At 41.5% G+C, this 12,570-nt stretch carries 12 protein-coding genes; 8 read left to right on the top strand and 4 right to left on the bottom strand.

Annotated elements, in window-relative coordinates; translation table 11 throughout:
- Window positions 1-228 precede the first annotated feature (228 nt).
- The 8 genes from CHH53_RS04835 to CHH53_RS04800 all read left to right on the top strand — a co-directional run bounded on the left by CHH53_RS04835 (window position 229) and on the right by CHH53_RS04800 (window position 9,035).
- The gene (locus CHH53_RS04835; RefSeq protein WP_095214996.1) at window positions 229-783 is read left to right on the top strand and encodes a TetR/AcrR family transcriptional regulator; all 555 of its coding nucleotides are present in this window, start codon (window positions 229-231) and stop codon (window positions 781-783) included.
- 94 nt (window positions 784-877) lie between these two features.
- Complete coding sequence (locus CHH53_RS04830; RefSeq protein WP_095214995.1) at window positions 878-1,996, top strand: MFS transporter; 1,119 nt, start codon at window positions 878-880, stop codon at window positions 1,994-1,996.
- 709 nt (window positions 1,997-2,705) lie between these two features.
- Window positions 2,706-3,314: a hypothetical protein gene (locus CHH53_RS04825; RefSeq protein WP_095214994.1), complete on the top strand. Its 609-nt coding sequence runs from the start codon at window positions 2,706-2,708 to the stop codon at window positions 3,312-3,314.
- Window positions 3,315-3,319: 5 nt separating this feature from the next.
- Window positions 3,320-5,152 carry a DUF6792 domain-containing protein gene (locus CHH53_RS04820; protein WP_095214993.1) on the top strand — a complete coding sequence of 611 codons (1,833 nt, stop codon included), beginning with the start codon at window positions 3,320-3,322 and terminating at the stop codon, window positions 5,150-5,152.
- A complete protein-coding gene (locus tag CHH53_RS04815) occupies window positions 5,153-5,491 on the top strand; it encodes a hypothetical protein (protein WP_095214992.1) in 339 nt (112 codons plus the stop codon). It begins immediately after the preceding gene.
- 257 nt (window positions 5,492-5,748) lie between these two features.
- Window positions 5,749-6,441 (top strand): N-acetylmannosamine-6-phosphate 2-epimerase, encoded by a 693-nt coding sequence (locus CHH53_RS04810; RefSeq protein ID WP_095214991.1) that lies wholly within the window; start codon window positions 5,749-5,751, stop codon window positions 6,439-6,441.
- 364 nt (window positions 6,442-6,805) lie between these two features.
- Window positions 6,806-7,786, top strand: a complete 981-nt coding sequence (locus CHH53_RS04805; RefSeq protein WP_095214990.1) for a tRNA dihydrouridine synthase — start codon at window positions 6,806-6,808, stop codon at window positions 7,784-7,786.
- A 394-nt stretch (window positions 7,787-8,180) separates the two neighbouring features.
- Window positions 8,181-9,035 (top strand): methyl-accepting chemotaxis protein, encoded by an 855-nt coding sequence (locus tag CHH53_RS04800; protein WP_095214989.1) that lies wholly within the window; start codon window positions 8,181-8,183, stop codon window positions 9,033-9,035.
- Between the two features lie 52 nt (window positions 9,036-9,087).
- Here CHH53_RS04800 and fni read toward each other — a convergent pair whose 3' ends face one another.
- The 4 genes from fni to CHH53_RS04780 form a co-directional block, all read right to left on the bottom strand.
- Entirely contained in the window at window positions 9,088-10,158 is a 1,071-nt protein-coding gene (fni, locus tag CHH53_RS04795) for a type 2 isopentenyl-diphosphate Delta-isomerase (RefSeq protein WP_095214988.1), read from the bottom strand.
- A gap of 12 nt (window positions 10,159-10,170) precedes the next feature.
- Window positions 10,171-10,623, bottom strand: coding sequence for a hypothetical protein (locus CHH53_RS04790; protein ID WP_095214987.1), 453 nt, complete (start codon window positions 10,621-10,623; stop codon window positions 10,171-10,173).
- An 81-nt stretch (window positions 10,624-10,704) separates the two neighbouring features.
- Complete coding sequence (locus CHH53_RS04785) at window positions 10,705-10,935, bottom strand: non-oxidative hydroxyarylic acid decarboxylases subunit D (RefSeq protein WP_095214986.1); 231 nt, start codon at window positions 10,933-10,935, stop codon at window positions 10,705-10,707.
- Between the two features lie 14 nt (window positions 10,936-10,949).
- Window positions 10,950-12,368, bottom strand: coding sequence for a non-oxidative hydroxyarylic acid decarboxylases subunit C (locus CHH53_RS04780; RefSeq protein ID WP_095214985.1), 1,419 nt, complete (start codon window positions 12,366-12,368; stop codon window positions 10,950-10,952).
- Between the last annotated feature and the right edge of the window lie 202 nt (window positions 12,369-12,570).

Genomic DNA, 12,570 nt, shown 5'->3' with positions numbered 1-12,570 from the left:
GGAATACGGGTTGGAGGGGTCTTATTTAGGAAATGTTTATTATTGTTGGACAGAAGGTGTCTAACTAAAATAAACATTTCTCAGTGATAATAAACTTTTCCTAAAAAGACCTGGATTTCGGTAAGATAAACAATTCCGATTTCCAGGTCTTTTTCGCTGCAGTTTCTTGCGATAAGAGAAACTGTATGATAATTTTATAATGAACGTTCAATATAAAAGAGGTGTCATATGAGAAAGTCACAGAAAAAAGAAGCTATATTGAATACGGCAGAAAAGTTATTTTATCAGAATGGTTTTCATGCAATTGGTGTTAAATCAATATTGGATCAAGCTGGAGTCGCACCGATGACTATGTATTATCATTTCGAATCAAAGGAAGAATTGATTAAAGAAGTTTTAGCCCGAAGAGAACATCAGTATTTTGAATTAGTTGAAGATAAGATTAACAAAGGTGATGGTATTCATACTTACATAGAGTCCTTGATTCAAGCTCATCTAAACTGGTTAGAAGCAGAAGGTACAAATGGTTGTTTGTTTTTAAGGGCAAAACAGGAATATGAAGGTGTAAACGAGGAAATTGCTTCTTTAAGCAGAGAGCATAAAAAAACACTTGTTAATAAAATCGAAAATGATATGAAAGTATTTGATGTTCCAAAATCCTTGGGTATTCAGATCATGATTATTTTAGAGGGTTTAACATCCATGACCCAAATACAGGAATTAGATGAAATAAAAGAAGCAGCAGATCGTTTAATAAAAGGTATACAGGTTTCTGATAAATGAATTTGAATAGGAAGACAAATGTAGTACATTGTTTCCTATTTTTTTCATTCATTTATTATAATGAACGTTATATATAAAATGAGGGGTGATAGATATGTTTGACAAGAAATTGATTGTAGTTGGATTACCCATGATTGCTGTGACATATGGTTTATCTCGATTCAGTTATGGGCTGATGCTCCCATATATTAATGAAACGATGGAAATGGCTCCATCAACTAGCGGTGTCATTTCGTCTTTGTCGTATATCGCATACTGCATTGCAATCGTTTTGGCAATGGTATTTTCGAACAGAATAGCACCGAAATCCATTCTTGTCCTTGCAGGATTCTCCTCCATTATTGGTTTGGGAATTATAGCTGTATCGGGTAATCCTGGGGTATTAGGGTTAGGCATATTGCTGGCTGGGCTTAGTACAGGTTTCTCCTCACCACCATACGCTGATATTATTGATAAAAACGTAGAAATAAAATTACAGAATCAGACGAACTCATGGATAAATTCTGGCACGAGTATCGGGACAGCTTTAACTGGGGCTATTGCAATTATAATGACAGATAATTGGAGAGAAACGTATTTGATATTTATGGTCATTGCAATGGTAGTATTATTCGCTAATTACAAAGTGCTGCCTAAAAATCAAACTTTAAAAGAAAACGTAAAAGCAGGTTTCTCAAAAGAAGAGTGGAGAAGATCCATACCATTAATTCTGTCTTCTCTATTGTTGGGAATCTCCTGTTCGGCCTATTGGACATTTTCAAGAGATTTTATGTTACAGAATGAGAGTGTTCCTGTTTACCTCGGAGAGTGGCTATGGGTGCTTATTGGAATTGCAGGATTATTAGGAGGAACTGCAGGAGCATTTATCAATAAGTTTGGTTTAATGCCTGCATACAGGATTTCAGTAGTGGCACTTTCAACCTCGTCTTTGCTATTAGGGACATTTACAGATGACATTATGATAGGGTTTCTATCACCAGTCCTTTTTGGTAGCTCATATATTTTTATGACCGGCGTTTTAATAGTATGGGGGATTTCGGTATTTAAGTTCAGCCCATCATTTGGACTAGGCATCCCCTTTTTAATACTGGCACTTGGTCAAGCGATAGGATCAATTTTCTCGGGAGTCATCGCTGATCTATCAAGCTATAATGTTGTATTTGTAGGTGCTTCTATAATTGGTTATATAGCTTTACTATTTAAAAGAACATGAAGTTAGCATGAAGTGGCACCCTCTGTTATAGGGGGCGTGTCAGTTGAATACTTTACAATATAGAATACTACTGAACTAATATGTTGTGTGAGATCCTATTCTTCCATCTAATATCTTCATCCTCTTATGTCTACTAAAATAAACTCTTCCAATAAAAATGAACTTTTTCTAATAAGATCTGGATTTCGGTAAAATAAACAATTCCGATTTCCAGGTCTTTTTCGTGTGCAGCCCTTGTCCTTACTAGATTTTCTCGATATTATCTTCCTTCTTTTATCGGAGGTCTTTATATTTTAACTGAGGAAAAAGGGGAAAAACGTTGTAGAAAAGCGGGCGAAAAACAGCCGATTTTGAAAAGAAAAAGTGTGAAAATTGGGGTTCGATGGGAAATCTTTATCTTAACTAGAACGGTGGAATTCGGGGTTGGAGGAGTGCCTTAATAGGAAGATTGTTTCATTAAGCGAGGAGGAAGAGGGATATTAGTGTTGTTGTCAGTGATTTATTTTTGAAATCTCATAAAGGTACATGCTCCCAAGACTAAAGAACCTTTTTTAGAAAAGTCCATACAATTGTTGGGAATGATTGGATGTGTTTTGTATAATTTTTATGGACTACAGCAATAATCCAAACCTTATGGAGGTATCGCTGCGTGAAATTTAAATTTGTAATCTTTCTTTTGCTAACAACGCTGATTATAGGAGGATGCAATATGAGTAATGGCAAAGAGTCCCTCTCCCCTTCTGAGATGGATCCGAATGATTTACCAGATGTACCGGCATTTCAAGATGAATATACAAGAGAATATATGCAGTCTACTGAACAAGTTAAAGACGGTTATTACCCATTAATCTCTAAGACGAATGGATTCACTCTTCACTTCCCTGAAGATATGGTTGTTGATGATACCAGTAACGCACAGCCGGACGAACTATATGAATCCCTCATATTCCATTATGAAGACAATGATATAGCAGCGATGGATGAGTTCACCATTCACTATATTAGTCCTGTATCTGACATTGAATGGAGTAAGGATTATATGAATAGAAGAGCCGGGCAGGAATTGAATTTTGAAAAACTAGAAGCGGATTATGAGAATCAGTACATTGAAGTGGCAGAAATGAAACCGGATGATTCTACCTTGACACTAGCTGCACTTATTTGGAATGACAATGACCAGCAAGCACAGATATTTACGAATATTATTTGTAGAAAAGATATCGACAAAGATGAATGTGCTTCTTTACAAGATAAAGAACGGGAAAAAGTAATAGAGGTATTTAAATCCATAAAATTCCTGGATAATAAAGGTAAGTGAGTCCAATGGCTGAAAACATACTCGATTATAAGTCGATATCAATGAGACTGACCAATGAAGAATATAAGAATATGGATGCTGCGGAAATGGAGTCCAAAATAAAACAGATTTATTTGGAAGAAACGGGCTCGTTATTAGATGCAGATATCAAGATATTCCACACATCTGACTCCAATAATAAGCTACTTGCATCCTCTGGATATGATGGAACGGCTATATATGTCGATGATGGCAAACAAGAAGAACTGTACGTTATCTCACAAGGCTCAACAAATGGTCCAGATTGGTCTTTTAATGCCAAAGGTGTATTCGCAGGTGAATCTACAGTACAACCCGCTTCCACAGATACATTTGTAACTGAAGCAAAGCAACATTTAGGAGTTGATAAAGACACAAAGGTCATCTCATGGGGGCATTCATTAGGACACCATAATAACGCAACTTCTTTTCTTGGATCTGATACGTTCGATGAAGTCTATGGCATGAATGGAGCGCAAGTAAATGCGTATGAATTGTTTGAATTAGACAGGGAGTTTCAAAAGGCGATAAGTGATGAATTCGATGTGAGATTAAAAGATGAATTGCGTGATACTGTTCCAGCAGATGAAATTGAAGAGTTCACTAAGAACTATTACAAAGATAAATCAGATGATATCCATCAAATCATCTCTTCAGACGACCCTTTAAATGGCTTAACTACTTATGTTCCCGGAATCGTAGAGATAGGTGAAGTGGAGGTGTATGATACAAATCCATCGGTTCCAGGTATTGGCGAGTTAGCAAAAGACATTCCTCCTGAAGTTATAAAAGATGTACAGGACTTGGCTTTAATTTATGCAAAAGCAGATAATGCGGGTGGCACAAAAGAGGTCGCTAATCAGCTCTTTGGGGTGAATATGGATTATCTAAAAGATGTAAACAGCCTCGGGAGCTTCTTGAGTTGGTACACGTTTAATCAAGGAGAATTTGATGAAACGGTGAAGGCTCTAAATAAAAGCGTTCCGCCCTTACTGGATAAAGTTAGAGTCGTTTTGGATAACAAGGACTTGATTTTCGGACGGTTACAAGAAGCGGGTTATATATCCCTAAAAGAAAAAGACACGATGATTGAAGAACTGGAACTGATAGAGTCTCACCTTTCAACGATAGAGGACGGATTGAATGCTAATTCCAGTTTGTCTGGTGTCCAATTTTTGCAAGATATCTCTATCGTTGCATTTGGCGGAAGTCTGGTATGGATAAAGTCTTCGTTAACATCATCTATAGAGCGTATGAAAGATAGTGGTTTTTTTGAAAGTCTAAATAAAATAGTAGCCAGCCATAGCATTCCGGAACTGCTTGCTGCCATGTCGAAAGGGAATAAAAGCTATTTCGGTACAGATATGGTCTACACAGCAACCAAGGGCGATCCTATCAAAGTGAACATCTCCGCAGCACTCCGCATGTATAGAGAGACCCTCCCCATCCTAGAAGAAAAAGAAACCAAGATTCGGAATTTCGAGCAAGCGGTAAAAGAGGAATTGGATGAAAGTTATAAGGATGAAAAGCGAAAAGTCCAGGACGAGATCAATCGTATGGAATCCAGTCCAAGTAGTTACCGTGACTTATTAGCCAAGCATGGACACTTACCCGCATTCAATAAGGAAATGAAGTCCATCAAAGTACATGAAGTCTTCTGCCCTTTGGAGAATAGTGACTTTGATGAGGAAATCCATGAACTAAAAAAATCAGTGGAAAGCGGCAAGCTGTATATCGAGAAGTACCGTAAGGCCATCGAGGATTTATTTGACGAAGAGGACAATGTATCCAGGCTATTCGATTTTTCAAGGAGGTTCTAAATGGGACAGCAACGCACATTCCAAGCTACGGAACAGCTAATCCCTAACAAGGATTACTCCGATAAGAAAAAGACTTTGAACACTCCGATTGATGGAATTAGACTGAATGATGAAGAATTCTATTCTTATGTAAATAAGATAATCATTGGTGGGGATCAAAAAGGAAAAATCATTGATGCCATGAAGAAGGAAACGGCAAATCGGATGAATCATGATGAAGGACTATGCGAAGATGTTACCAGGAAGATAAACAAAGCTGTAACTACATTCAATGAGCAAGTGGCAGAAATGAAGGAGCAGCGGATATCGGTTACTTATGAAGATCATAGTATGGAATGAAGAAGGGATGAGCCATGTATACTAGTTTCTTCTTCTGTCCTAACTCCCTCTAAAACCGTGAAGACTGTTCTTCCTATCAAGATACCGGATAAATCGTTCTGACTGCATATCATATGTTTTGTTAAATTAGATATGCCAAGTGTCGTCAATTTAATGGCAGTCTTAATTTTCCAGTTTTTACACGTACGTTGGAGAGTGCGACAACAGTTCTTGCTAATAAGGCTCTATACATTCAATCCATCAGGAGGAAAGCCGGAATGTTAAACGAAGTTAAAGGTAATTTGATTGTATCCTGCCAAGCCTTGCCGGACGAACCACTGCATAGTTCATTTATCATGTCCAAAATGGCATTAGCTGCAAAGCAAGGGGGAGCCAAAGGTATACGGGCAAATTCCAAAGAAGATATCATTGCAATAAAAAAAGAAGTGGATCTTCCAGTAGTTGGAATAATCAAACGTGATTATGATGATTCGACGGTTTATATTACCCCTACTTATAAAGAGATTGATGAGCTGCTTGAAAGCGGCTGCGAGATGATTGCCTTGGATGCTACAAGGAGAAAAAGACCTGAAAACATCGGGTTAGCGCAATTAGTGCAATATGTTCGAGAAAAGAATCCTTCTATACAATTGATGGCGGATGCAGCAGCTTTGGAAGATGCTAAACAAGCAGAACAGCTTGGTTTTGATTGTGTGTCCACCACTTTGTATGGCTACACAGAAGAAACAAGCAGCAAGAAACTTCATGCTGACGATTTTGAATTTCTAAGCAGGATAATTGAAAATGTCAGTATCCCTGTCATTGCTGAAGGGAATATACTTACACCGGAAATGGCAAGACGATGCTTACAAATTGGTGCATATGCGGTGGTTGTTGGGGGAGCGATCACGAGACCGCAGCAGATTACCGAGAGGTTCATGGAGGGAATGAAACGAAGCTGCCAAGTTTAGCTGACGCTTTATATAATCAGGACAGATCCAGCAGGATGCTGTCCTTTAACTTTTGTTTGGATATATATGGCAAAGTGTACGACGGATAAATTTTGCAATATGGTTGGATTTTTTTGATATGTATGATCTGCTTTTAGTTTATTTATGGGATAATGTTTTGAGTATATCTTACATCTTTTAATATAGCCTTAAGAAACAGTGTGATGGGGAACTTTTCAGTGCACGGTTTATTTGATGATGATAAAAATGGAATGTTCATAATTTACTGTCGTTTGATAAAGCGTGTTCAAGCATGCTATAAGTGTAACAGGGAGTTATATGATAAGATTTTATATTGGTATATATAATGAAAGGAATTTTATATATGAAAGATAATTTCTGGCGTGATTTACCACGACCATTTTTTGTTCTGGCGCCAATGGAAGATGTGACGGATGTTGTGTTCCGTCATGTCGTGAGTGAAGCTGGCAGACCAGATGTTTTCTTTACGGAGTTTACCAACTCGGAGAGCTATTGTCACCCGGATGGGAAGGATAGCGTGCGCGGCCGTTTGACCTTCACAGAGGATGAACAGCCGATGGTGGCGCATATATGGGGGGACAGACCGGAAAACTTCCGTCAAATGAGCATTGGGATGGCAGCGCAAGGCTTTAAAGGTGTGGATATCAATATGGGCTGCCCTGTGCCGAATGTGGCAGGGAATGGAAAGGGAAGCGGTCTGATTTGCCGTCCCGAAGTTGCAGCGGAATTGATACAAGCAGCAAAAGCAGGCGGGTTGCCGGTAAGTGTGAAGACAAGGCTTGGCTACACAGAGGTAGACGAATGGCGTGATTGGCTGACACATGTTTTGAAGCAGGATATTGCCAATCTTTCCATCCATCTGCGTACAAGGGCGGAAATGAGCAAGGTCGATGCGCATTGGGAATTAATCCCGGAAATCAAGAAACTTCGTGACGAGGTGGCACCAGATACACTTCTTACGATCAACGGCGATATCCCGGATCGTGAAACCGGCTTGAAACTAGCTGAACAATACGGTGTGGATGGAATCATGATCGGGCGCGGTATCTTTACAAATCCATTTGCTTTCGAAAAGGAGCCGAAAGAGCATACGAGCAAAGAATTGCTGGATCTTTTGCGGCTGCACTTGGATCTCCATGACAAGTATTCACAAGACGTAAAGCGTCCCTTCAAGCCGCTTCCTCGCTTCTTTAAAATCTATGTCAAAGGATTTAAAGGAGCAAGTCAGTTAAGGAATAATCTGATGAATACAAAGTCAACCGATGAAGCACGTGCATTGCTTGATGCGTTTGAGGAAGAGCGTGCTGATATGTCCGATGAATAAAAGCAAGACAAGTTCCGACCTGGATTTTGGAAGTGGTATTTCCGATTTCCGGGTCTTTTTTGTTCGGTTGGGAGATGACGAAGTCTTTTGAAACGTGCTGAGCCATACAGAAATATGGCATCGATCCCGTATTGCAGATGCAGCATAATGGTCAGTTTTATAGGGAGGATTTCGAAGCCGGGAAATAGAATATTCCGGATGGCAAGAAACGTGATTCATGGGAAACATACATGATGTAATCTGGAGAAAGCGTATTTGTGCAGCTTGAGATTGTAATCGTCCCGAGTTATCCTTTATAAATAAGAAACCACTCCACACTTTACAATCTTTACATACAGCCGATAAGTAGTATGAACGTAATGAATATTGTATGACAAATAAGTGGAGGGATTTTATGCCAGTTGATTTAAACCGGGAACATTTATTCACAGCCTTAGAGCGGGCCGTGGCAATGATTGTATTTGATTCACAAGGAAAAATAGCATGGGCGAACAACAATTTTTCCCAAGTGGTCGGATACAGCACAGAAGAACTGCAAAGGATGCATCATAGAGAATTATGTCCGCGCGCATTTTCTGCCAGCAGGGATTATGAAGTATTCTGGGAGAATCTCCGGGCCAATAAGTTATATCATAATAAGGTGGAGCGAGTCAGGAAAGACGGAAGCACCCTATGGCTGGATGCTTTTTATACACCAGTCATCAATGCGGAAGGAAAAGTGGATAGTATCATTAAAATTGCGACGGATATCACCAATCAGGAAAATATCCTGAAGAGCAGCTCTTCGGAATTCATGTCCCTGGTAAAAGAGATGAACCAAAGCACAAATGAAGTGCATCGCTCCTCTGAATCGGCAGTTACCGATATGGGGGAACTTATCGAAGAATTCGATGTCGTGAAAGACAATATAAACGAGATTAAGACGATGGCTTCCACTGTAAAAGGCATAGCGGATCAATCCAATTTACTCGGGCTCAATGCCAGCATTGAAGCAGCAAGAGCAGGAGAGCATGGGAAGGGATTTTCCGTCGTTGCCAATGAGGTCCGTAAGATGGCCGATACCAGCAAAAGCTCCGCCGAGGATATATCGAAGCAATTATTGCAGATTACGCAATCCATGGAAGCCATGTCGGAAATGGTGAATCAAGTCATGGATAGTATACATAAAAATTATGGGACCATTGGCGAGTTGAAAAATGCATATGAAAATATTGCCAAGACAGCTGAACGATTGTCCGAAATGAAATGAGTCGTACCATAATAAAGACTGCTGCCATTGACAGGCAGCAGTCTTTATTTGGCTATATCTTTTTCCGTCTGGCAAGCTTTTCTGGATAAATCCCACGAAGTTCACACCATTCACGAAGTGATCCAGTCACCATGATGGGATTACGCTGCATGTCTTGGATGGAACGGGTGCCCTGCATAAGAAAGATCATTTTCAAATGCGTTTTCCACCTGTTTATTTCCTTGATCAAGCCGTCTGTACCTTTTGTGTGCAGTATCTTTAAAAAGGAGCCGGCAACACCGGCTGCAGCTGCTCCAAGTGCCAATGATTTCGCTGCATCCAATGGATTGCGTATGCCGCCGGAGGCCAGGATGGTCATATCCTGTAAAAATGGCTGAGCTTCCAGCAAAGAAACAGGTGTCGACTGCCCCCAGCCATTCAGGTAACGGAAATCTTTTTCCGCCCGCCGTTCGTTTTCAATCGTAATAAAATTCGTGCCGCCGCGGCCGCTGACATCTACATATCGCACACCGATACGTTGCAGCTGGGAGAGGGTCTCGAAGCTCATGCCAAAACCAGTTTCCTTTACAATCACAGGTATGGATGTCTTTGTGAGGAGGGTCTCGATTTTCCTGAGCAAGCCTGAAAATTGCCGCTCACCTTCAGGCATCACGACTTCCTGGGGAACATTCAAATGAATCTGGAGCGCATCTGCTTCCAGCATGTCGATCGCTCGTAAAGCGAAGTCCGTTGATACATCCGCTCCAACATTGCTGAACACGATACCAGCGGGATTTTTTTTGCGGACCACCTTATAGGTATCTGCGAGTGATGCCTTTCGCAGGCCGGAATGCTGGGAGCCAACCGCGATGGCAATACCGGTTTTTGCAGCTGCCTCTGCCAGCTGTGCATTGATTGCTCCTGTGTTCACACTGCCCCCTGTCATGGCATTGATGTACAAAGGGGAATCCAACTGCAGATTCCCCACTTTTGCGGTTACATCAATTTCATCTAGATTCGTTTCAGGAAGGGAGCGGTGAATGAAGGTTAAATCATCAAAATCAGAGCGGGCTGCCTTTTCGGCAGTCAATGCAAGCTGTACATGCTCGTCTTTCCGGTTCTCCCGGATGGAAGACTCGTCCATAGCTGCACCTCCTTACCACAGTGTTTCCCGGATTGTCTCTTTCCAACGATCAAGGACGGACTCCGGATCCTTCAAGTCAATGTGGATGCCGGAAGTAATCTCCGCATATTTAGCGGTATCTTCTTTATAAAAAATCACCTTTGCCGCAAATCGCTCCAAAGGATGCTTGGCGTCTGCCAGTACGCCAAGGGGACTCAAGGCAAGACGGACATAAAAGACCTTTCCTTTATATACGGATACCAGTGTGGCCTTTTTGGTTCGTATACAGTTCTTTGCCGTGGTGGTTCCCGGCCAAAGTGCGATTCTTAGATTTTCTTTATCCAAAGCTACGACTTCCCCGACGCTGACCATGGCATTATGCGGCCAGCCATCCTCGGTCACTGTCATGAAAAGCATTGCTTCATGCTGTTTGTCTTGCAAATCGGATCCATTGAGCAGCTCATACAATTCTTCCGATATTTCCATGCTTGCACATCCTTTCTGAAAATCGATATACCAGGACAGGGCTAGCCTGTTACAGACTAGCCCTGTTATATGGTATTTTTATTATTTTATATATCTGGCAGGAAGAGCCGGAACATTCTCTGCAGATGGGATATCATCTGGATTAACCTTGAAAGCACGATTATATTTTTCTGGGTTCGTGATCGTTTCCGGTTCAATGGAACGCCATGTGAAAATACATACCGGACACATATAGACTTCCCAAGCACCTTCAACTGGCGACTTTGCTACAACAGTGGCTTCTTTTGATTCACATCGAGGGCAAGTATGCATATCGAACACTCCTTTTATTTTAATAATTCCCGTAACCGTTGTTCCCATTTATCCACATCAAGCGGGGAATCAAGAGGTTGTGAGTAATGGCCTCTTGTTTCCGGTGCCAATGGTGTCGTTGCATCCAGGATCATTTTGTGCGTGATACCTGCTGGTGAGGAACCAGGATCCAATGCAAGGACAGATAGGTCAGGAATGATGACAGTGTCATGTTTTGGATGCAGCTTGGTGGATAGTGCCCACATCACTTGTGGAAGATTGAATGGATCGACATCCTCATCCACAACGATGACCATCTTGCAGTAGCCTAGTCCATGCGGTGTAGTCATGGCGCGCATTCCCACTGCCTTGGCAAAACCGCCATAACGGCGCTTCGTGGATACAATCGCTACCAATCCATGTGTGTACATGGCGTTCACTGCCACGATTTCGTTTGGAAATGCTTCTTTCAATTGCTGATACAAAGGCACACTGGTGTTGATACCAACCATGTAATCTGTTTCTGTCCATGGCATGCCGATGTAAAGATGTTCGAATATAGGGTTTTTACGATGATAGACTCTATTGATTTTGATAACAGGCATGCTTCTTCCGCCGGAATAGTGGCCGGTGAATTCGCCAAACGGACCTTCGAATTCACGTTCGCCTGCCAAAAGTTCACCCTCAAGTACGACTTCCGCTCCCCAAGGAATATCAAGATCGGAATCTTTGGCTTTTACAATTCGGTATGGCTCGCCTTGAATGGCTCCTGCCATTTCATATTCGGATTGATCATAAAGCAGTGGTGTTGCTGCGGCTGTCGTGATGGCAGGCTCATTTCCAAGGGCAATGACCACAGGCAGATTTTCGCCTCGTTCTTCTGCCTGACGCAAGTGGATGGCAATATCATGCTGCGGGACTGGCTGGATCCCTATGCGGTCTTTTCCTTTTACTTGCATGCGGTAGATACCGACATTTTGTTTGCCGAAGTTTTCCGGGTCTTCCACATCGCGGGAAATGACACAACCCTTATCCAGATAGAAACCGCCATCTCCTTGGTTCAAACGGAACAATGGCAAAATCTCAAAAAGATTGATGTCCTCCGTAATTTCCACTTCATGAAATGGTGCAGTCTCTTCCCGTTTTACTTCCATGGGAAATTGATCATATCGACGGGCGAATTCAAAGAATTGATCCTTCAGAGGCGTGTTCTTCGGCAATCCCATCATCAACGCATGGTTTGGCCAGGAACCCATTACATTCATAGCTACTTTTGCATCTGTATAGCCATAAATATTATCAAATAGCATGGCAGGCGTTTCAGCGCCCATTTTGCTCATTGCTTTTGTAGCCGCTGCAATGTCAGGTTCAGGCTTCACTTCATCACTTATGGTCAAAAGCTGCCCTTCTTTTTCCAATGTAGAAAGAAAATCGCGAAAATCTTTATAGGCCATTATAAATCCTCCTGTTTTTTTGGTTTCATACCTTCCCATCGTTTTGCACCCGATAAATCAATACCGAATTGGTCCAATGCGCGGAAAGCGTGCCCATCGATTGGAGGCATGGGTACCATTGTGGGGGGATGATTCGGTATGGCATGCAAGAGCAAAAGGACTGCAAAACAATGGCTTATCTAGGAGGATTTCCAATATGATA

This window comes from Terribacillus sp. 7520-G, from assembly GCF_002271665.1.
Taxonomy (GTDB): Bacteria; Bacillota; Bacilli; order Bacillales; family Amphibacillaceae; genus Terribacillus.
Note: the sequence above shows the minus strand (reverse complement) of the source record. Positions and strands in the feature narration are given on the sequence as shown.

Bases quoted from the DNA above. Each gene is read 5' to 3' on its own strand.
- CHH53_RS04820 (WP_095214993.1), top strand. From the start codon at position 3,320: ATGGCTGAAAACATACTCGATTATAAGTCGATATCAATGAGACTGACC.
- CHH53_RS04805 (WP_095214990.1), top strand. From the start codon at position 6,806: ATGAAAGATAATTTCTGGCGTGATTTACCACGACCATTTTTTGTTCTG.
- CHH53_RS04835 (WP_095214996.1), top strand. From the start codon at position 229: ATGAGAAAGTCACAGAAAAAAGAAGCTATATTGAATACGGCAGAAAAG.
- CHH53_RS04825 (WP_095214994.1), top strand. From the start codon at position 2,706: ATGAGTAATGGCAAAGAGTCCCTCTCCCCTTCTGAGATGGATCCGAAT.
- CHH53_RS04800 (WP_095214989.1), top strand. From the start codon at position 8,181: ATGCCAGTTGATTTAAACCGGGAACATTTATTCACAGCCTTAGAGCGG.
- CHH53_RS04785 (WP_095214986.1), bottom strand. From the start codon at position 10,935: ATGCATACTTGCCCTCGATGTGAATCAAAAGAAGCCACTGTTGTAGCA.
- CHH53_RS04830 (WP_095214995.1), top strand. From the start codon at position 878: ATGTTTGACAAGAAATTGATTGTAGTTGGATTACCCATGATTGCTGTG.
- CHH53_RS04810 (WP_095214991.1), top strand. From the start codon at position 5,749: ATGTTAAACGAAGTTAAAGGTAATTTGATTGTATCCTGCCAAGCCTTG.
- fni (WP_095214988.1), bottom strand. From the start codon at position 10,158: ATGGACGAGTCTTCCATCCGGGAGAACCGGAAAGACGAGCATGTACAG.
- CHH53_RS04815 (WP_095214992.1), top strand. From the start codon at position 5,153: ATGGGACAGCAACGCACATTCCAAGCTACGGAACAGCTAATCCCTAAC.
- CHH53_RS04790 (WP_095214987.1), bottom strand. From the start codon at position 10,623: ATGGAAATATCGGAAGAATTGTATGAGCTGCTCAATGGATCCGATTTG.
- CHH53_RS04780 (WP_095214985.1), bottom strand. From the start codon at position 12,368: ATGGCCTATAAAGATTTTCGCGATTTTCTTTCTACATTGGAAAAAGAA.